At 45.4% G+C, this 20,468-nt stretch carries 16 protein-coding genes; 5 read left to right on the forward strand and 11 right to left on the reverse strand.

Features of this window, described 5'->3' with window-relative positions; genetic code table 11:
• Nucleotides 1–24 precede the first annotated feature (24 nt).
• The 4 genes from FPZ42_RS04275 to FPZ42_RS04290 form a co-directional block, all read right to left on the reverse strand.
• On the reverse strand, nucleotides 25–3,198 hold the full coding sequence (locus FPZ42_RS04275) for an ATP-dependent DNA helicase (RefSeq protein ID WP_146269236.1): 3,174 nt from the start codon (nucleotides 3,196–3,198) through the stop codon (nucleotides 25–27).
• Between the two features lie 45 nt (nucleotides 3,199–3,243).
• The gene (locus tag FPZ42_RS04280) at nucleotides 3,244–4,794 is read right to left on the reverse strand and encodes an NAD(P)/FAD-dependent oxidoreductase (RefSeq protein WP_146269237.1); all 1,551 of its coding nucleotides are present in this window, start codon (nucleotides 4,792–4,794) and stop codon (nucleotides 3,244–3,246) included.
• 114 nt (nucleotides 4,795–4,908) lie between these two features.
• A complete protein-coding gene (locus tag FPZ42_RS04285) occupies nucleotides 4,909–6,444 on the reverse strand; it encodes a carboxylesterase/lipase family protein (protein WP_146269238.1) in 1,536 nt (511 codons plus the stop codon).
• A 70-nt stretch (nucleotides 6,445–6,514) separates the two neighbouring features.
• Nucleotides 6,515–8,845 carry a glycoside hydrolase family 3 protein gene (locus FPZ42_RS04290; protein WP_146269239.1) on the reverse strand — a complete coding sequence of 777 codons (2,331 nt, stop codon included), beginning with the start codon at nucleotides 8,843–8,845 and terminating at the stop codon, nucleotides 6,515–6,517.
• A gap of 142 nt (nucleotides 8,846–8,987) precedes the next feature.
• Between FPZ42_RS04290 and FPZ42_RS04295 the strand changes: the two genes are divergently transcribed.
• On the forward strand, nucleotides 8,988–9,560 hold the full coding sequence (locus tag FPZ42_RS04295; protein ID WP_146269240.1) for a biliverdin-producing heme oxygenase: 573 nt from the start codon (nucleotides 8,988–8,990) through the stop codon (nucleotides 9,558–9,560).
• Here the strand turns inward: FPZ42_RS04295 and FPZ42_RS04300 are convergent.
• Complete coding sequence (locus tag FPZ42_RS04300; protein WP_146269241.1) at nucleotides 9,557–11,776, reverse strand: ATP-binding protein; 2,220 nt, start codon at nucleotides 11,774–11,776, stop codon at nucleotides 9,557–9,559. The two genes, FPZ42_RS04295 and FPZ42_RS04300, sit on opposite strands and share 4 nt — an antisense overlap.
• A 166-nt stretch (nucleotides 11,777–11,942) precedes the next feature.
• Between FPZ42_RS04300 and FPZ42_RS04305 the strand changes: the two genes are divergently transcribed.
• Nucleotides 11,943–12,341 carry an iron chaperone gene (locus tag FPZ42_RS04305; protein WP_261382218.1) on the forward strand — a complete coding sequence of 133 codons (399 nt, stop codon included), beginning with the start codon at nucleotides 11,943–11,945 and terminating at the stop codon, nucleotides 12,339–12,341.
• Here FPZ42_RS04305 and FPZ42_RS04310 read toward each other — a convergent pair.
• From FPZ42_RS04310 to pdeM, 3 genes are all read right to left on the reverse strand, one after another.
• Nucleotides 12,338–14,296 (reverse strand): beta-galactosidase trimerization domain-containing protein, encoded by a 1,959-nt coding sequence (locus tag FPZ42_RS04310; protein ID WP_146269242.1) that lies wholly within the window; start codon nucleotides 14,294–14,296, stop codon nucleotides 12,338–12,340. The two genes, FPZ42_RS04305 and FPZ42_RS04310, sit on opposite strands and share 4 nt — an antisense overlap.
• A gap of 69 nt (nucleotides 14,297–14,365) precedes the next feature.
• Nucleotides 14,366–14,797, reverse strand: coding sequence for a CBS domain-containing protein (locus tag FPZ42_RS04315; RefSeq protein ID WP_146269243.1), 432 nt, complete (start codon nucleotides 14,795–14,797; stop codon nucleotides 14,366–14,368).
• A gap of 70 nt (nucleotides 14,798–14,867) precedes the next feature.
• The gene (pdeM, locus tag FPZ42_RS04320) at nucleotides 14,868–15,533 is read right to left on the reverse strand and encodes a ligase-associated DNA damage response endonuclease PdeM (protein WP_146269244.1); all 666 of its coding nucleotides are present in this window, start codon (nucleotides 15,531–15,533) and stop codon (nucleotides 14,868–14,870) included.
• A gap of 137 nt (nucleotides 15,534–15,670) precedes the next feature.
• Here pdeM and FPZ42_RS04325 point away from each other — a divergent pair, with 137 nt between their 5' ends.
• From FPZ42_RS04325 to FPZ42_RS04335, 3 genes are all read left to right on the forward strand, one after another.
• Nucleotides 15,671–15,997, forward strand: coding sequence for a nucleotide pyrophosphohydrolase (locus tag FPZ42_RS04325; protein WP_146269245.1), 327 nt, complete (start codon nucleotides 15,671–15,673; stop codon nucleotides 15,995–15,997).
• Between the two features lie 112 nt (nucleotides 15,998–16,109).
• The gene (locus FPZ42_RS04330; protein ID WP_146269246.1) at nucleotides 16,110–17,045 is read left to right on the forward strand and encodes a DUF4349 domain-containing protein; all 936 of its coding nucleotides are present in this window, start codon (nucleotides 16,110–16,112) and stop codon (nucleotides 17,043–17,045) included.
• Nucleotides 17,046–17,147: 102 nt separating this feature from the next.
• Complete coding sequence (locus FPZ42_RS04335; protein WP_186458676.1) at nucleotides 17,148–18,416, forward strand: thioredoxin family protein; 1,269 nt, start codon at nucleotides 17,148–17,150, stop codon at nucleotides 18,414–18,416.
• 83 nt (nucleotides 18,417–18,499) lie between these two features.
• Here FPZ42_RS04335 and FPZ42_RS04340 read toward each other — a convergent pair whose 3' ends face one another.
• The 3 genes from FPZ42_RS04340 to FPZ42_RS04350 all read right to left on the reverse strand — a co-directional run bounded on the left by FPZ42_RS04340 (nucleotide 18,500) and on the right by FPZ42_RS04350 (nucleotide 20,406).
• Complete coding sequence (locus tag FPZ42_RS04340; protein ID WP_146269248.1) at nucleotides 18,500–19,051, reverse strand: NUDIX hydrolase; 552 nt, start codon at nucleotides 19,049–19,051, stop codon at nucleotides 18,500–18,502.
• A gap of 97 nt (nucleotides 19,052–19,148) precedes the next feature.
• Nucleotides 19,149–19,961 (reverse strand): TPM domain-containing protein, encoded by an 813-nt coding sequence (locus tag FPZ42_RS04345; RefSeq protein ID WP_146269249.1) that lies wholly within the window; start codon nucleotides 19,959–19,961, stop codon nucleotides 19,149–19,151.
• 10 nt (nucleotides 19,962–19,971) lie between these two features.
• A complete protein-coding gene (locus tag FPZ42_RS04350; RefSeq protein WP_146269250.1) occupies nucleotides 19,972–20,406 on the reverse strand; it encodes a TPM domain-containing protein in 435 nt (144 codons plus the stop codon).
• Nucleotides 20,407–20,468 lie beyond the last annotated feature (62 nt).

Genomic DNA, 20,468 nt, shown 5'->3' on the forward strand with positions numbered 1-20,468 from the left:
TTTCCATTTTTTAACAGACCTCATTTACTCTACCACATCATCCCCTTCAGCAACCTCCAGCAACCCTTCCGGTTGTTTAAAATTGCTTTTAACAAAGTGGCACCAGTCGCATTCTTTTTTGCCGCAGCCTGTGCTGAACTCGTGGCTCATGATCTTCTGATAGGTTGAGGTGATCTGGTTGGTCACTTCCTCAATATCCTCTGGTGTTATCACTACCTTGGCTTTGTAGTATTCGTTTTCCTTCTCTGGCTCCACAAAATCGAAGATGGTATCCACCACTTCCCAATCATTGGTGCGGTCGTTATCAACCAATATCTTGTAGAATACCGCCTGGCGCCAATAGTCGCCTCCGTTGGGCTCATCATTGGTTGGGCGCTCCAGTTTGGGTTTAGCGTTGCGCACGCGGCCGGTTTTGTAATCTACCACGGTTACCTGTTTGCCGTTAAATTCTATCTTATCAAGGTTTCCTTTAATCGGTACGCCCTGCACCTCAATGTTCTTAATGCTATGCTCAGTACGGGTCACTTTGTTCCAGGTGACTATATTTTGCTCGTAGTATGGCGGCAATATCTTTTCGCCGTAGGCCACGCGAAGTTTAAATTCTTCTTTAGTGAACGAATCCCGGTTACGGTACATGTACCAGCGAAACTCTTTCATAAATTCCTCAATTGGCATAAACTCATCACCAAAATCCTTTAACCGGCGGAAAGCCTTATTTAATGCCCAGTGCACCGCCTGCCCAAACGTTGCCGACGGACTTTTACCCGAAGGCACGCGTATCAAACACTGGAAATAAAACCTCAGCGGGCAATCCAGGTAATTATTCAGATGCGTCACCGATAGCGTGTAATTTTGCAGGAGTTGATTGATGTAGTTCCTGTCCAGCAATTCAACAACCGGTTTGTCGGCCTCGTTAAATTGCGTGGCAATAAATTCTATCATATCATCACTGCTCACTTTAGGATAGCTCACCTGCAAATGTGTATCGGCCAATATCTCACCAACAAACTGCGATGGCTCCTGGTCTTTCCCGTTCTTATCTTTAGCAGCGTACGACACATTCAGGCATTGTTTTGCTCTTGTCAATGCTACATAGAACAACCTGCGCGATTCTTCCTTCAAAGCAATATCTTCTGATGCCGACTGCGTTAAAGTATCCGGATAGCTGAAACCGTTGTTACGGCCTTTAGCATCCCAGGTCTTTTTATCACAACCGATAAAGAATACGTGCTCAAACTCCAACCCTTTAGAGCCGTGTGCCGTCAAAAAATTGATACCATTCTCAGAAAATATCACTTTGTTCAGCTCCATTCGGATGCCGTTCTTACGCATCAGATCGATAGTGGTGATCAGCTCTGCCAGTTTTATCTCGGGGTTCTTGCGGCTTTCATCCTTTAAAAAATCAAAGAAACTGGTAAGCACCTGCATATAAGTGCCCTTATCATGCTGCTGCATAATGTATTTAAGGATACCCATTTTAGAGATCACCGACTGAAACAACTGTTGCAGCGTAACGCTTACCGCACCGGTAAGTAATTCATCAATATCATTGATCAGGAACTTCATGTTGGTGCCCACCGGCTTGCTGAACAGGTCGGTTTGCGCCGGTATCTTCATCTCGTGGATGTAGCGGCGCAGTGAGGTTTTGGGCTGATTATTACTTGCCGTTGCAAAGTTTTCCTTTGATACGGCAATGCTGGCCTTGGCTATCTCTATCGGCGGTATGTCAAAGAAATCATAATGCAATATCTCGAACAGCAACTCGTCGCCACTGTAAGGCGAATCAAGTTCCATAGCCAGATAGCGCAATATATTGATGATCTTTTCGCCGAAAGGCATAGTCAACACATCTATCTTGCGTTTGGTATTTACGGCGATGCCCTGTGTTTCCAGGAAATGCAGCAGGTCATCAACCTGGCTGTGATTACGATAGATCACTGCTATCTCGCCTGGTTCTGTTCCTTTCGCCACCAAACCTTTAATATGCATGGCCACATCAACCAGTTCCTGATTAGGGTTCTCATATTCTTTTATGGATGGTGGAACTACGTCACTGCTAAAACGGGGGTGCGAGGCTTGCAGGTTCTTATCAAGCTTAAGCTGCGCTGTTAATCTTTCTCGGTTATTGTTAATAAGCGCGCGGGAAATATCCAGGATATGCTGATTGGAGCGATAATTATGCTTCAATACCACGGTATGCAGGGTATCCACATAATCACCGGCAAAATCAAGAATGTTCTTCATGTTGGCACCCTGAAACTTGAATATCGATTGATCGTCATCGCCCACTACAAACACATTGGGGGTATCCCAATAGTTGAGCAGGAATTTGAGTAACTCGTTCTGCGAACCACTGGTGTCCTGAAACTCATCTACCAATAAATACTGATAGCGTTCCTGGTAACGGCGCAGTATCTCGTCGTTCTCGCGGAAAGCCTTGATCACCCACATGATCATATCGTCATAATCATAACGGCCGCGGCTTTTCATCTTGGCATCGTAGTTACGGTATTCGGCAACGGCAGCCAATAGTTTCTGCATGGTTTCAGTTACCTTATCGATATCCTTTTGCTTTGGGTCGCCTATTTTAATACCTGCTTTTGGATTGGCTCGTTTATAAATAAACTCCTCACGGTTTGGCAGATCGGCCAGGTAATCCTGCACCGCTTTTATCACCAACTCTTCCGACCAGTTCTCAGTCTTCATGGTAGAGAACAGCTTTTTAAGTCGCGGTGCGTCAAAGTAAATATCGCCCGTAAAGCGTTTCAGTAAATGATCGTTCCCAAACTCATCTACCAACTCGCGAAACAGCATGGCCGATTCCAGATCAGACAATGCTTCCAGATTCAGCTTACCAAAATACTCCAGGTTCTCCTGGATGATCTCATTACAAAAAGCGTGAAATGTATAGATGTTAATGCGGTATGCATCCGGCCCTATAAATTCGAACAAGCGTTTGCGCATAGCAACCGCACCTGCATCAGTGTAGGTTAAACATAATATCTCATTGGGCTGGGCATCGGTATCCGTCAATATTTTACCGATGCGAGCCGCCAGGATCTGCGTTTTACCCGTACCCGGCCCCGCTACTACCAGCACGGGGCCATCCATTTTATTTACGGCGGCCAACTGCTCAGGATTTAAACCCGCCAGCGCTGCCTTAAACTTTTCGTTATATTTATTGAGTGGAGATTGCATAGTTTTAGTAAATATAGGTTTCGGCGTGGTTGCCTCAATGGCTTGTTAGCCTAAATATTTTGCCACCCCATCCGCGCAGTTAACACCATCTATTGCTGCTGAAATGATACCTCCGGCGTAGCCCGCACCTTCGCCGCACGGGAATAAACCGGCTACCTGTGGATGCTGATAAGTTTCCCTGTCGCGCGGTATTTTTACCGGTGATGATGTACGCGATTCTACCCCTACCAAGATGGCCTCGTTGGTGTAATAACCTTTCATTTTACGGCCAAATGAAGGCAGGGCTTTGCGTAAGCGCTCGCCGATCCAGCCGGGCAGCACGTCTTTTAATTCAACGCTTTTGCAGCCGGGCAGGTAGGAGTTATCGGGCAGGTCGCGAGAAAGCCTGCCTTCTACATAATCAACCATACGCTGGGCTGGTGCAACCAGGTTACCACCGCCGGCTTTAAAGGCTATACGTTCCACTTCCTGCTGAAAATTCAGCATGCGGAACGGATCATTCATATCGCCTTTAATATCTTCCATATTTATTTGCACCACCGTACCGCTGTTGGCGTAAGGGTTGTTGCGTTTGGATGGGCTCCACCCATTTACTACTATCTCATCTACATCTGTAGAACATGGAGCAATGATACCGCCAGGGCACATGCAGAATGAGAACACCCCGCGAGCATCTACCTGCTCTACCAGGCTATAATAAGATGGTGGCAGATCAGGCCCTCGGAACTCGCAATGGTACTGCGCACGGTCTATGATCTCCTGCGGATGCTCGATACGGACACCCAGAGCAAATGGCTTGGCTTCTATTAGGATATTCTGTCGATGCAGCATCTCGAACACATCCCGCGCTGAGTGGCCGGTTGCCAGGATCACCGCATCAGCTAAAAGCTTTTCGCCATTGGCCAATTGCACCCCTTTTATCTTGCCAAACTCCACCATCAATGAGGTTACTTTGGCGTCAAATACCACTTCGCCGCCGGCATTCTGTATGCTCTCCCGCATAGCGGTGATTATTTGCGGCAGCTTGTTGGTACCTATATGTGGGCGGGCATCAACCAAAATATCTTCGGTTGCGCCGTGGGCCACAAAGGTTTCCAATACGCCTTTTACATCCCCGCGCTTGGTTGAGCGGGTGTAGAGTTTACCATCAGAGTAGGTACCCGCACCACCCTCGCCAAAGCAATAGTTGGATTCAGGATTAACCAGGCCCTGTTTATTGATGTTTGCCAGATCTCGGCGGCGTTGCTTAACATCCTTGCCGCGCTCCAGCACAACAGGTTTCATGCCGTTATCAATGGCCTGCAGGGCAGCGAACAATCCCGCCGGGCCGGCACCTACGATGATGACGCGTTTGGCGTCAGCAACGTTTTGATATTGATGGGTATAATGCTCGACTTTAAAAGGTTCATCTACAAAAACCTGTGCCTGCATGCGGTAAACCACCTTGCGGCCACGGGCATCAATAGAGCGCTTTACTACTCTTACACCGGTTATTCGTTTTTGCGGGATATTTAGAGCTGCGGATGCAAGCGTTTTTAAAACATTCTCATCATCCTGCTGCCCGGGCGGGCATACAATTTCTGCTTCTTTTATCATGATACATTGCCGGGTTTTTATCCCGGATAATGCAAAGATAAGGAAAATGGTTTAGCTGGACTCATGTGCCCTATTTGTTAAAATGAGGTCGGGCGTAAGCGTTCTGTTGGACACTTATTTTTTCTTCTGCGCACGCTTAATCAAAAAATCCAACGCTGCTGAATCTGCTAATGGCTTAGCAGCAGGCTGTTTGCCCAGGTACATGGTCTGCTTGTCTTGGATGGTGTAAACCGGCCATTTTGGAAGATTGCCATGGTTGGGGTTCCCTGTTTTTACAAAATTTACCCAGTAAGATGAAGCATCATCTGCCAGTTTTTTATCCACCGCTTCAAAAGGGCGATTCACAAACTTGAGGTTATTAAAAATATAGGGTACTTCGGCCGTGTGGAAAGCACCGTACTTTTCAAATGCCGGAGTGGCAGGCATTCTGCGCGTAAACCGGTACAGATAAATTTTGCGACTCTTTTTGGCCTGTACGTTGGCCCAGGTATAATTCTGAATCCCGAACGTCATATCGCGCGATATGTTGATCTGCGAGCGTTCTGCCTGTGCATCAGTACTGCCGGGGAACAGTTTTAAAAATTCGTCGGCATCACCGTCATATTGTTTCTTAGCATCTGTTTGATATGTTTCTGCATTCTTTAACTGGCCTATAAATGCATCGTCCTCATTCCATCCGGTAAGCAGGTTTACAGCATTTTCCTTGCCTGCTGCAAAAATTTCAGCAATGCTTTGCGGTAACACATAGCCGTCAATAATAGGCCTGCCACCAAATTGCTTTAACAATTCGCTGGTTGATAGTTTGCGCAGATCTGCTAATGATTTTGCGCCTAACTTCTCTGCAGTTTGTACGCCTGCCTGCTCAGCTTCTTTCAACGTAGCACCACTAAATGGTCCGGGTATAAAACTGGCACCACTCTCCGCAATGGCATTCCTGAACAAACCTTTGGCAAGAGGTGATGCCACCAGGCTGTTTACATTCATCGACCCCGCAGATTGGCCGGCAATGGTAACTTTCTCCGGGTCGCCCCCAAAGGCTGCTATGTTCCGCTTAACCCATTTTAAGGCAGCTATAAGATCCATCAGACCGTAATTTCCCGAAGCATGATTGGGTGATTCTTTGGTCAGCTCGGGGTGGGCAAAGAAACCTAATATCCCCACACGATAAGGGATGCTTACTACAATGATTCCTTTTTTGGCCAATGCCTCGCCATCATAAATAGGTGCATTGGTTCCCCCACTTACAAAGCCACCACCATAGATCCACACAAAAACAGCGCGTTTCTCTGCAGTTGATTTAGCGCCCGTCCAAACATTCAGATAAAGGCAATCCTCACTCAAAGGCTCATCTTTTATCAGGAACTCCCGGGTGTAAACGCCAAACTCGTTGGGTTTAGCTTGCACAGGGCTTTTGGCAAAATCTGTACAGTCCTTAACACCCTGCCATGGCTTTAGCGGTTGAGGCGCTTTCCAGCGCAAATTGCCAACGGGCGGTGCTGCAAACGGAATACCTTTATAAATGCGAATGCTTTTATCAGCATTGGTTGCCCCGGATATTTTGCCCGCATCGGTCTTAATTACATCCGATGATTGCGCAGCGACATTTATGGCCGGTATTAAAGCTGTAAGCAGGATAAGCAGACTTTTCATGGTTATTGTTTAGATTTCCCGCAAAGGCGCAAGTGCTGTTGAAGCGCCTCTGGGGGATGTGGAGATCAATTTACGGTTTTACACCGGCTTTTGTATACTTAGCTGTGCGTGCATCTTTGATAACGCCTTTCCAGTTTAAGCCATAACCAAAATCGTAAAGGTGGCCTTCAGAGTCTTTGTAGCATTTCATATCCAATGGCACATCCTCAAACTGTGCTTCAACGGTTTGCATATCCAGTGGCATTTGCAACGGTAACAGGGCAGATGGTTCAGCTTTTCCGGTAAGGATATCCAGGCTCGCCTGGCCTTGCACCCCAAAGTCCACAATGATGGCGCTGGCATTTTTCTCAAATTCGCCAAAAACCATCGGGTTGTTCATGTTTACAGATACGATAACCGGTTTGCCTTTCATTTTTACATAGGTATCGTTAACAATAGCCAGGTCGGTAACGTTGGTTGATATTTCTGATTTACCCTTGTAACTGCGGTTAGTTGTTTTTTCTAACGGATCGCCGCCGGCAATGCTGGTTGCCCTTGCGTTATCTGCTGTATACTTGCCATATTGTAAAGAGATAGGCAGGTAGCCATTGCCGCCGCTTTTTGCATCATCTTCGTTGTATCCACCATGGCCAATAGGGCTGGCAACAAATACCAAAGCATAGTCTGCCTCATCAGGATTTTCGGTCACCTTAAAGTACTTCTTAACGATATCCATGTTAACCGGGTATTCCAATTTCTCAGGGTATGGCATCCCCAGGAAATTTTTGCCTGCAGGTGTGAATTTTTTTGGTACATAAACGGTTTTGCCAATTTGTAGAGGCAACACCCCGCCTTTGTTCTTCAGCATCACAATTGATTTAAGCTGGGCCTGATAACCTGCATCCATAAATTCAGGCTTGCCAACAGTTTGTTTGGTTTGTTCAGGGTCAAGGTATGGATTTTCAAACAGACCGGTTCTGAAGCTGCCGCGAAGCAAACGCACTGCTGATTGCTCAAAACGCTCGCGCATCCATTTTTCGCCATGTTCCTTAACGCCCATTTTGTAGGCATCAAGTACAGGTGCCATATCGTTGTTGCCGCCAAACTGGTCAACACCGGCCATTAATATTTTATAATGGCGTTCGGCTAAACTCGCCTTTTCCATTCCCCATGATTTACCTGACAAAAAGCTATTGATCACCGTTTCATCACCGGTAACCAGCCAGTCGGTACAAACTACGCCATCGTAATGGTATTTGTTACGCAACAGATCGGTGATGATGTATTTATTATAGTTGTTAGCCACGTTCTCGTGGTTCTTGGTATCCTGGTTAAAGCTGATGGTATAGTAGGGCATTACCGCAGCTGCCATCCCTGTTTTTCCGGCAAGTTTAAATGCGCCTTCTGTAAAAGGTATCATGTGCTGCTTAAAGTTGTTGCCCGGATAAACTGCATACTTCCCAAAGCCATAATGCGCATCGCGGCCTCCTTCGCCTGCACCGCCGCCTGGCCAGTGTTTAACCATGGCGTTAACACTATTGTAACCCCAGCCGCCCTTAATTTCTTTGTCACCTATCGAGGTTTGAAAACCATCAATGTATGCCCGGGCCATATCGGCAGCCAGCCAAGGGTTCTCACCAAAGGTTCCGCTAACGCGGTTCCATCGCGGGTCGCTGGCCATATCCACTTGCGGCGACAAGGCAGTGGCAATACCCAAAGCGCGGTACTCCTGTGCCGCAATGTGGCCAAAGTTTTGGGTAACGGTTGGGTCAAACGTTGCAGCAAGGCCTAAGGAGCCCGGCCACATGGAGATTGCCCCACCTGCGCCACCATTATATTCTGCTGTGGCAATTGTTCCGTTACGCGGATCTGAGCTGTTATTGGCAGGTATACCAAAACCAATGCCTTCTACAAAAGCCTGTACGTTATTGCTCCATTTGGCAGCAACCTCGGGGCTTTGTACCGATGTTATCAGCACGTGGCGCACGTTATCTTCTTTTAAAAATTTGCGCTGCTGGTCTGAGAGGTCAAAAGGGTTTGCGCCGCTTTCACTGAAAGGTTTGCCGTTGTATGTGCCGGCAAAAGGGCCAACCGGAATGGTTGGTATCATTTGATGGCGGCTGTAAAGCATTAACCCCGCTATTTGCTCTACGCTAAGTTTACTTGCCAGGTCTTTGGCGCGCTCATCAACCGGCAGGCGCCAGTCTTCATACTTATCCAGCTTACCATTCTTATTCAGGTCTTTAAAGGCCAATCCATCAACCATAATAATTTTAACGCCTGAAGTGGTGGAATAGCCCAGCGTTTGGCCCCCGGGGTTTGATACGAGAGCGATATCGCCACGTTTAGTTTCCGACCATTTATTTTGCGCAGAAGCAATGGCAGGCAGCAATGCGAGCAGCAGCAGGTAATTTTTTTTCATAAAGAATAGCAGCTTATGGTAAGCGGTACAGGTTTATTGGTTATCAGACCTTTATATTGTGTCTGTTGTACACAATGCTAAATATTATATTTGATACTTGCAAGTATTCATTATTTTTACCCTGCTATCAATTTTGAATAACATGCTATCAGAAAAGCTGAAAGAAGAAACTAAACAAAACCACCAGATATTAGAAAAGGCATTAGTTGGGAATCTCAAATCTATCCGAAACAAGGATGGATATATCAATCTGTTAAAGATGTTCTATGGCTATTTTGGCGGATTGGAAAAAAGTATTGAACAGCATGTCGACTCAAACCTGTTGCCGGATAATGATGAGCGCAGGAAGATTGCGTTTATTGCCAACGATATTGAAGCCTTGGGCGGACAGGTGCCTGCAAAGGCTGAGGGTAATGATCTGCCACGTATTGAAACCCATTTGGAAGCGTTAGGGGCATTATATGTAATTGAGGGTTCTACCTTAGGCGGAAAGATCATCAGCAAAATGATGGAACAGCAATTAGGCCTTAACGGTATCGGTTTAAGCTTTTTCTCGGGCTACGGCGACCGCACCGAGGAGATGTGGAACATTTTTAAAGAAAAAATGGACGCCCAGGCAGAAAACCCCGAACAGGAGGCCGTTATTATAGCAGCAGCTAATGAAACCTTCTTAAAATTTGGCGATTGGTTTAACAAGCAGCAGGCAGCAGCTTAGTCGTTCGCCATTTTGTTGAAGGCTATGTAAAACGTGCTTCCTTCTCCAAGCTCACTATCTGCCCAAATTTTGCCGCGGTGTTTTTCTACTATACGCTTTACAATAGCTAAACCAACACCGGTGCCTTCTATGTCGCCTACGTTATCCATGCGGTTAAACAGTTCAAATATGCGTGGCAGATGCTTGATATCGATACCGAGGCCATTATCAGTAATAGCGTAAATTATTTCACGTTCGTTCTCCGTAGCATCAATAACAACCTTTTGTTTTTCTGATTTTTTGGAGTATTTGATAGCATTACTGATCACATTGGCAAACACCTGCGATATCATTACCGGGTCGCCGGTTATCGGTGGAGCGTTTTTAATGGTCACTACAGACGGGGCTACCTCATAAACGGTTGCAAGCTCCCTTACCTGGTCTTCTATCATGCTTTTTGCATCTATTTCACTGAAAATCAGATCTGAACGACCTATACGCGAATAATCAAGCACTTCTGCTATCATGTTATTCATCTTATCGGCACCTGCATTTATTCGCTCCAGGGCCCTTGTAGCTTGTGGTGTAAGGGTTTTATCGCGAAGCAGTATCTGCGCGTAGCTTTTAACAGCCGTGAGCGGATTTTTAAGATCGTGCGAAATGGTATAGCTAAAAGTATCCAACTCTTCGTAAGCCTGTTTTAAACGCTCGTTAAGCAAGCGTATAGCGCCGGCTTTTTGATTGAGGGCGTAAGCCAGTTCGCTGCGTAAACGTATTACAGATTTAACCTCTTCATTACTCCACGGTACGGAGGTAGCAGAAACCGTTTCGGACCATTCTTCAAAAGAATTGCGTGGCGATAACGTACGATTGCCGTTGGCGTCAACTTCAACCGGTTTATCCGGATTACCAGCCCATTTTATCGTTTTAAGTTGCTCAGGCTTAAACCATATCACATACTCGTCTAACTCTCGCGACAGCGTATAGACCATTACGCCTGATGCAACATCTTTAAATTCGTTTGCCGGCGGATAAACGCCCGGTAGTTTAGTGGTGTAAAACAACGAATCTATGATGTTTGCCTTTACCCAGCCTATCAATCCTTTAAGTTGCTCGTCATTAGGTGTTTGACCTAATTTGATCAGGTTGCCTTCCAGCATAAGTACAGCACCGCTTGCATCTGTAGCATCAAGTAATGTAACGTCATTAGCGGTTAAAGCAAACTCTATGCTATCATCCTTCAGCATTAAGCGGCTTAGCTGGTCAACGGCGCTTTTATAGCGCTCCATTACCATTTGGTTCTCTTCATCCTGCCTAAATTCAAGGGCCGATGATAGTATCTGACCAATAAGCTTAGCTGCTTCGCGCGAGCGGAAATCAATAAAACGCGGTGTATAGTTATGGCAGGCAATAAGCCCCCAAAGTTCTTGCTTGTAAAGTAAAGATATACTGAAGCTTGAGGCCACACCCATGTTTTTTAAATATTGAATATGGATGGGCGATACCGCCCTAAGCTGCGAGTTAGTAAGATCTAATGAAGCAGCGGTATCATCTGCCGAGGTAAGAATAGCGCTTGGCAATTCATTAACATCAACAATAATGCGGGTAAGGTTTTTTTTGTACAGCTCACGCGCTTGTTTAGGAATGTCAGATGCCGGGTAATGCAAGCCCAGCCATGATTCCAGGTCATCATTCTTTGATTCTGAAATTACTTCCCCATGCCCGTCATCTGCAAAACGGTAAACCATTACCCTGTCGTAACCGATCACGTTTCTTACCTGTGCCGCGCTGTTGTTAAGCAGGTTTTGCAGGTTTTTATCGGCCAGCATTTCGGAGATGGAACGACCTATAGTGCGTTGTACATCAGTGCTGTTATCAGAGCGTGCCGGTTCAAATTCCAACAGGTAGTTGTCTCCACTTTCAGATATGATCAGGTGAAAAGCGTTGCCGCGTATGTCAGTATTGAAAGGGTTCGTTTGTTCAAAGCCGTTTGTTTTGCCAAAAGTTATCAGCTGAAGAATGAAGTCAGGCGGTTCATTCTTACCTATCAAAGGCTGTATAGATGCAATGTTCTGCCCTAATAAATTGGGCGGCAGATCCGGCAGGAAACTCTTAATATTTTCACTATGATAAGTGATCTCGCCGCTACGGTCAATAGCGATCAAAAAACCATGAGATTGGATACTTCCCGGAATGTGTATAGGTTCTCTATCGCAGTTGGTTAGATCAATAGTCACAGGGCGGTTTGTTTTCTGAGTAAAATTTTAAACAAATATGAAAAAATTATTGACCGAAACAAGTAGTCTGCAATTTTTTTGACATATACGTATTTTACGCATTTGACGGATTTTTGTTTTAAATTAGGGAAGCGTAGACCCAGATCAACACCATAATAACAGCGTAATGATGCAGAAACCAGCGTCAACAGATGCATACATTAAAAGCTTTGGAGAAGATATCCAGCAACTTTTGAACACGATGCGAGAAACCATTAAGCAGGCTGCCCCTCAAGCGCAGGAAACTATAAGTTATGGTATGCCGGCTTACAAACAGCATAGCGTGCTGGTTTATTTTGCTGCGCAAAGCAAGCATATTGGCTTTTATCCCGGCGCTAAAGCCATAGAGGTATTCGCTGCTGATTTAGATAGTTTTGATACATCTAAAGGAACTATCCGTTTTCCGTTTGATAAGCCATTGCCGTTGGATCTCGTTGAAAGGATAACAAAGTTTCGCATCAAAGAAGACCAGGAGCTTTTCGAAGCGAAGCAGGCTAAAGAGAAAGCGAAGAAGAATAGCGACTAAAGCCACTTGATCACCATTGTTTCTTCTGCTTCTATACTGATATGATTACCGCCTGCCTTACCGCCGCAATTAGCAAACAAGACCATTGGCTGCAAGCTTGGTTTGTTATTTAACAGTGCAAACTCGCACCTATTTTCGCTTTTGTTGACGATGATAGTTACGTATTCTTTGCCATTGTTAAGTACTTTCATCATTACACCGGGCTGCGGCTCGTTGAACATAAATGGCAGGTTAAGCGCCTTTATATCAAGCGCATGTTTCAAAAACTGATTTAACTGATTGTAATCTTCATAAACGCGGCAGCCCAAACCGGTGAGGGTTGGTATCCACCATGCCGAGCCTTGCCCCTTTTGATTAACGGTAGCGTAAACTTCGCCATCACTTTCAGCCAGTGGTGTTGCTGTTGTTGGTTTTAACTGCCCCACCCATTGCAAGGCAGGCAGAAAAGCATCAACCACTGTAAATTCTTCTATGTTATCAATAGCTTTGTACTCCAATACATCAGCCCCAAAAACTTCTCGCAAAGGGAAGCCAAGTCGCATGGTTGCTACGGCATTTTCATCATAATAGCCGGTTAGGCCATCCGCAATTAGTTTGCCGCCTTTGGTTACAAAAGCTGTAAGCAGCGGCCAGTATTTTGATGGGATGGATATCTGATGCGCCAGTATTATCGCTGTGCCTTTATAGCTATCCCTATTAAAATCGAACTCGCTTATCTCTTTAAAGTTAGTTTGAATGCCAGCCTCGCTCAACGCCTCAAAATAAGCGATAGCCGATTTCATAACGCCGCCTTCATCCCGCCCTTCATAGCTTTTGCCGCCCATTTGTAAGGTTTTCTCTATCCAAAGCGATTCGCGGGTGTAAAGGATATTCACGCCGGATTCAACTTCTTTGACATTATCAAAAAAGCCGCGACTGCTTTCCACCACTTTTATCACTTCCGCCGCAGCGGTAAACCTGTCTGATGGCTCATTGTGATAATTGAGCATAGCCCATTCGCCAGCCTCTATACCTGATGAGCGTGGGTTAAGGCACCAGAATATAGCCCCACGGCTTTCTGCACCAATGGCAGTCCATAACCACTGGGCTATCTCAAACTTGGTTGGACACAGCGCCAGGAAACCGCTGTAAGTATTATTGCCGCCCTGCAGTTCGGTCATAAACCAGGGTATTTCCCCCGCCCCTGACCGGATGATCTCGCAATTGGCGTTTACCGCCAATGCGTACTGTTGCCGGTTAAAGTAGCCAAAATGCCAGCTTGCATGTGCTGAGCCGCCAAGACTTGTAAGGAAATCCCTCCAGGCCGGGAAATCATATTCGGCTACGTTTTTAAAGATGGCGTGATTGTTAACATGGATCACACTACCGGGATGGTGCTTTTGTATCTCATCGGTAAGCCATTGCAAAAACCAGGTATTGTAGTAAAGGTGAAAACGCTCGTCGGCAAAATCAAACCGGTCATATCCGCCGCTGTTGTACTCGTTTTGCTGTTGTGCTTCGCGCCACTCTTTGTATTTATCGGTGGCAAATTCTTCTTGAGGGAAAGAGCCCACCCCAGGCTCATTCACCGGCACCCAGCCATAACATGATGAGAACTGTTTAAAGTGGCCCACCACATATTCTATATATTTAGAGATGGATATAAGGTGCTCTGCATCTTTCGGAAATTTTAATCCGCCCAGGTCAGTAAAGGCGGTACGCGGGAACAGATTACCATAAACTTTTACACCGTATTTATCTGCAGCTTTATAAGCCTCGTCAAACAAGGTGTAATCCCATGTGCCATCGGGTTGGTGCATGTAATTTTCAAACAGGCGGATGCGCGTTACCAGCATACCGGCATCGCTCAACCTGCGAAACCAAAGGTCTATCTCTTCAGGCTGTTGGCCGGGCTCAATAAAAACTTCGGCACCAAATAGTATGGGTGTGGCTTCTTGTTTCGTTATATGGCTCATTACGTACAAGCGAGATTAACACGCTTATAAATAACCTGCCATATCGCTAATGGTTTTCAAAAGCAGCCTTTAGGTGTGGATGTAGCTGTGCAGTTGCTCTATGGTTTCTTTTTGCGAGTGGATAGTCTCATACACCACATCATTGATGGATACAATACCGCAAAGGTTTTGCTCGCGATCAAACACCGGCAGGTAACGGATGTTGCGTTCGCTCATGATGAGCATGCAATCGTCAATAGAAGAATCCGGCGTAATGTGCGGCAGGCCATTGCTCATGATCTCGCCTGCTGTGGTATCATCAGAGTGTTTACCCATTAATATGATCTTACGGGCATAGTCACGTTCGGTAACCAGGCCTGCATACCCGCCGTTCTCTGTTACCACTACCGAGCCGATGTTTTTATCGGCCATTAGCTTTAAAACGTCCAATACGGTGGTGGCTGCGGCAACTGCAATAACATTGCTTCCCTTGCGGGCAAGGATGTGCTTAACTTTTTTCATATTAACTTAGGTTGTTGGAACCTTAAGTTACAAATAACTTGTAGAAAAACAAGCAGTTAAGTAGAAATTATTATCCGATGGCGATCACCTTATCCTTAAGCACGCCAAAAATCCTGTCTGCTTTATGGCTTATTATGGCCACCCTGCCGGTAAACTTGCCGAAAGACGGTAATATGGCCTGGTTTTTACCAAATGCGAAGCAAGGCAGTGTAACGCTTTGCCTGCCGCGGCCAACCAGATTTACCCCGGGATGGATATGGCCGCAAAGCACATATCCGCCGGGCGCCTGTTGCGTTGCATCTGCAAGCGGATGATGCAGCATTAGAAAAGGCCCTATCTGCAATTGTTTATGAAGGATAATTCCCAAATCAGTGTAATGCTTATCGCTTATGATATCGTGGTTGCCTTTTATCAGGATGATCTCCACCTTAGGGAACTGGCTGCGCCAAAGTACAAACCAATCCCAGTCGTTATTTATATCGCTATGGAATAGATCGCCAAGGAAGTAGATCTTTTCGGGTTGAAATTCATAGATCAGATCAGATAGCGCGGCCAGGTCGTCCTGCTCCATATTGCGGGGGATGGCAATACCAGCCTTGCGGAAGTGACCCACCTTTCCGAAATGTACATCTGCCGCAATCAAGGCATTTTCCTGTTTCCAGTAAATGGCTTTTTGTGGCAGCAATAAAAGATCCTGATCTAAAAATTGGAAAGGAGTACCCGCACTTATCGTCATATCAAAGGCAAAGATAAGGGTTTTGGATGAAGAAGCCTCTCCCCGGCCCTCTCCGAAGGAGAGGGCGCCAAAAGAAATATCTTTAAGCCCTCCCTTTCGGGGAGGGTTTGGGTGGGGCTTTTTTGTAATATTGCTTTATGGAAATCAAGCACGCGCAGCATCTTGTAGATAACTGGATCAAAACAACAGGAATACGTTATTTTAATGAATTGACCAACACGGCCATTTTAATGGAAGAGGTTGGCGAGGTGGCGCGTATTATGGCCCGGCAGTATGGCGAGCAATCGTTTAAAAAGTCGGATATGGATGTTAACCTTGCCGATGAAATGGCCGATGTGCTTTTTGTGCTGATATGCCTGGCAAACCAAACAGGTATCGACCTTACTGATGCGCTGGAGAAAAACATGGAGAAGAAAAGTATCCGTGATGCTGAACGCCACAAGAACAATGATAAGTTAAAATGATTTATTCGGAATATAAACTCAACTAATTAAAATAAAACAAAATATAATTCTGTTTTATTTTAATTTACGGAATTTTATAATGTAAATTTGATTCAGCTAATCAATTTATGTTATGAAAAAATATCTCTTACTCTCATTGCTGGCACTGATGGTACTGGCATGTAATCAAAACCAACCCGAAAAAGTATCAGCTACTGAAGTATTATTGCCTGCACCTCCTGCAGAAGAGAAAGCAAAGACTACGCGGTTTAAACCTCCCGTACTTAAAGCTAATGCTGAAGTATTGGAAAACGATGCTGTTGAAGAAGCACCGAACGTTGCTGATCAGAATACGCCTTCTCCCTCAACTGCTGTTCAAAATCCTGTTGTTTCCGATAAGAAGATCATAAATGAAGGTGACATTAGCTTTGAAACGGCCGACGTAGTTAAAACTCGTAAACAAATAATGACCAGCCTCAAACAATTGGGCGGTTATGCAGAAAATGACAGCGAAAAGGTAAACGGCGACGAGAACCGAAAGGAGTATGTATTAGGAATTCGAATCCCTGCGGCAAATTTCGATACATTTTTAAATAGTGTATCGGGTACAGCTACTAAGATAGATCAAAAGAATATTCGCGTTAGGGACGTAACTACCGAGTACATTGATACCAAAACCCGGCTTAACAACAAGCTCGAATTGGAAAAACGTTACCTCAACCTGCTTAATCGTGCCGGCAAAATGCGCGATCTGCTGGACATCGAAGAAAAATTAACTGAGATACGCAGTGATATAGAATCGACACAATCACAACTCAACTATATGAGTAAACAGGTGCAGTACAGCTCGCTCAATATCTCATTTTACACAACGCAATCAAAGCAGGTAAACGCAGGCAACGGTTTTGGCTATAAGTTTATGGCGGCCATTGGTAACGGATTTGACGGGTTACAATCGTTGTTCTTTGCGCTGATAGGCTTTTGGCCTTTTTTAATTATTGCAGTTTTGCTGTGGGTGGTTATAAAACGCCGACGTAAAACCCGTGTACAATTAACAGACGCCGAATAAGTAAGTAAAAGGCTCCTATGATATGGATTTTCGATTTGGGCTCAAGTTTATTTTTTTATATCACAAAACATCTATTTTTACAATAAACCAAACATGTCACCTATGAAATTGCTTGTTACAATCGGCCTTTGGTTAGCAACGGCATTCTCCTACGCGCAGGAAAAGGCCGTAAATTTTCAAAATAACCTTACCTGGGCACAGGTAAAGGAAAAGGCCAAAAAAGAGAACAAATATATTTTTGTAGATTGTTATACAACATGGTGCGTGCCGTGCAAGGTAATGGCAAAAGAAGTGTTACCACAGCCTGAAATAGCTTCATTCCTGAATGATAAGTTTATTAGCGTTGCCCTGCAGTTTGATCAAACAAAGCAAGATGACAGTACCACCAAACGTTGGTATAAAGATGTAAAACAAATTGGAGAGGATGCTAAAGTAGCGGCCTACCCAACATATCTTATTTATAGCCCTGACGGGCAACTCATACATAGCATGGTGGGCGGCTCGCCGGATGCAAAGAGCTTTTTAACCAAATTGCAAAACGGACTGGATCCTAAAAATCAACTGGTCAATTTAAGGAAACGCTATGCCGAGGGTAACCGTAACCCTGATTTTTTGCATACGTTCGGCTTAGCTTTGCTACAAAGCTGGGATGGCCAGGCGCCTGAGGTTCTAAATCAATACTTGTCTACTCAAAAAGATCTTCTCACTAAAGAGAATGCAGAATTCATCATGTTTGCTACTAAAGCATCTGCCGATCCTGGCTTTAAAATATTAGTAGATAATGGAGAAGCATTTGACCAACTCGTTAACAATCCGGGATTGAGCAGGATGATGTTTGGAAGAATAGTTTTTGATGAGATTGTATTGCCAATGGAGCGGATCAACGGTAAAAAAGTTGAAAGAGGGGGAATGATCACCTACACCGGCGAGGTAAATAAAAGCATTGACTGGAACGATGTATACACAAAACTTAAAAACGCTTATCCATCATCTGCCGACGAATTGCTGTTAAAAGCCAAGATACAGTATTATCGTGATCTGAGCGACTGGACAAATTACACCGCACAGGCTGCAACGTACAACAAACAATACGCAAACAACCATTATCAAATAATGACTTATGCTAACGATGTAATGCTTTTTGCCAACGATAAAGCATGCTATTCGGAAGCTATACAGTGGGCGAAACCCTTTGCAACAGGCAATGACGCAAGTAACAACTGGTACATTGATGTTTATGCAAGGTTACTTTATAAGCTCGGCGAAAAAGAACAGGCCCTGGCGGTTGTAAATGATGGTGTTACCAGGCTTGGCGATAAAGCTTACGGGCTTAAGGAAACGCAGGAAAAAATGCAAAAAGGAGAACTGTAAACTATTTTCAGGACGGGTCACTTTCTTAAGGACGGGTCAGTGTTCACGGCGTTCACAAGCGTTCATGGCGTGAACGTGAACACTTAGCGTAATTCGTCCAGTTTCATTAAAGCATAAAACAGCCCGGTGCAATGTAATGCCTGCGCTATTTTATTATTAGCCAGTAGTTTTTTCACTTCCGCAATGGTGTACTCTTCAACCACAATGTGCTCGTGCTCATCCAGGTCCTGCTCCTGTACCTTTATGCCGCCCTTTGCCAGGTAGCAAAAAGTTTTGTTGTTAGCTGTTGATGGATTTGCATAAACGGTGTTCAATAATTCGATGTCATCAAACTGATAGCCGGTCTCTTCCAGTAATTCGCGCCGCATAGCTTCCAGGGGTTCTTCACCCTCGTCTATCACCCCACCGGGTATCTCCAATGATACAATGTTTGCCGCGTGGCGATACTGGCGTACCATCAAAACTTTTCCCTCATTTGTTATAGCTACTGCGTTTACCCAGTTAGGATATTCCAACACATAGTAGTCTTCTACAACGCGGCCATCAGGCATTTCGCATCTATCAGTACGTAGTGTAGCCCATGGGCCTTTGTGTATATAGGTGGAAGAGCAGGTTTTCCAGGTAAGTTCAGTCATGGTGCAAATATAGGTTGCCAAACAAAAATAGACGCATGATATGCGTCTATTAAATGTATTTACAGTAAGGCTTTCGCCTTTCTCTTTATCTCAAAAACTACCAGCTGCCGCTGCTACCGCCGCCGCCGCCGCTTCCGCCGCCGAACCCACCAAAGCTGCCGCCGCCACTATCACCGCCGCCCCAGCCGCCACCGCCACCGGAGAAGCCGCCCCAGTCGCTGCCGCTGCTACGGCCGCTGTTGCCGAGCATATTGCCTGCCAGGAACCACCAGAAAGGATCGGCACCACCGCGGCCACCTATGATGCGCCTTCCGCCGCCACCGCCGCCGCCGCGGCTGCGGAAGATGATGATAAGGACAACCACCACAATGATGATGATAGCCAAAGCTGAGCCGCCGCCATCTTTACCGCCGGGCTTTTTGTCTGATTTATATTCGCCCCGCATGGCTTTGATGATATCATCTGTAGCTGCGTTAAGCCCACCGTAATAGTCATTCTCCCTAAAACGTGGCTTCATATCATTTTGGATAATCTCCTGTGTGGTAATATCCGGAAGCGAGCCTTCGGCGCCGTAACCGGTTGCGATAGCCATCTTACGGTCCTTCAAAGCTACCAGAACCAACACGCCGTTGTTTTTTTCTTTGGAACCGATACCCCACTTGCGCAAAAGATCAGTAGCATACTGATTAATATCGTATTCACCGGTCGACTGCATCATAACAACCGCTATCTGGGTAGAAGTAGAATCGTTGTAAGCGACCAGTTTACGCTCGAGCGTTTGCTTATCGCTCTCCGATAGAGTATTGGTGTAATCTGTGATCAGTGTATTGGAACGCTGCGGTATATCCTGTGCGAACGTTATTGCTACTAAAAGCAGCAATCCAACGGATAGAAAAAGTTTTTTTAGCATCGATATGATCTTAGTTGCCATCCATGAAGGCAATGTCATCAGATAGTTCATTTTTGTCGCCGGCCTGGTGTGGGAAGTATTGCTTAAGTTGTTCGCCCGCCTTGGTAACGCCGGTAATAATTCCCTCAACCAGGTTACCAAATTTAAACTGGCTCAGCATTTCTTCTTTAGTAGTATCCCAAAAATCGACAGGGACAACCTTGTTGATCCCGGCATCTCCGATAATGGCGAATTTACGGTCTACCGTGGCAACGTATATCAATACACCGTTTCGTAGTCGCGTTTTTTGCATCTCCAGTTGGGCAAAGTATTTGGCGGCGCGGTCAAGCACCTCATCACTGCAGGTTTTCTCTATGCAAACGCGTATCTCGCCCGAGGTTTGCCGCTCGGCATTGGCTACAGCTTTTTGTATGCGCTGCTGTTCATCATCAGTAAATACGGCCATGGGGTAAATGAGTGAATTGTGAGGGACTGAATGAGTGAATATAAAGGATCGAATGAGTAATG

The sequence above is a fragment of the Mucilaginibacter achroorhodeus genome (genome assembly GCF_007846095.1).
GTDB lineage: Bacteria > Bacteroidota > Bacteroidia > Sphingobacteriales > Sphingobacteriaceae > Mucilaginibacter > Mucilaginibacter achroorhodeus.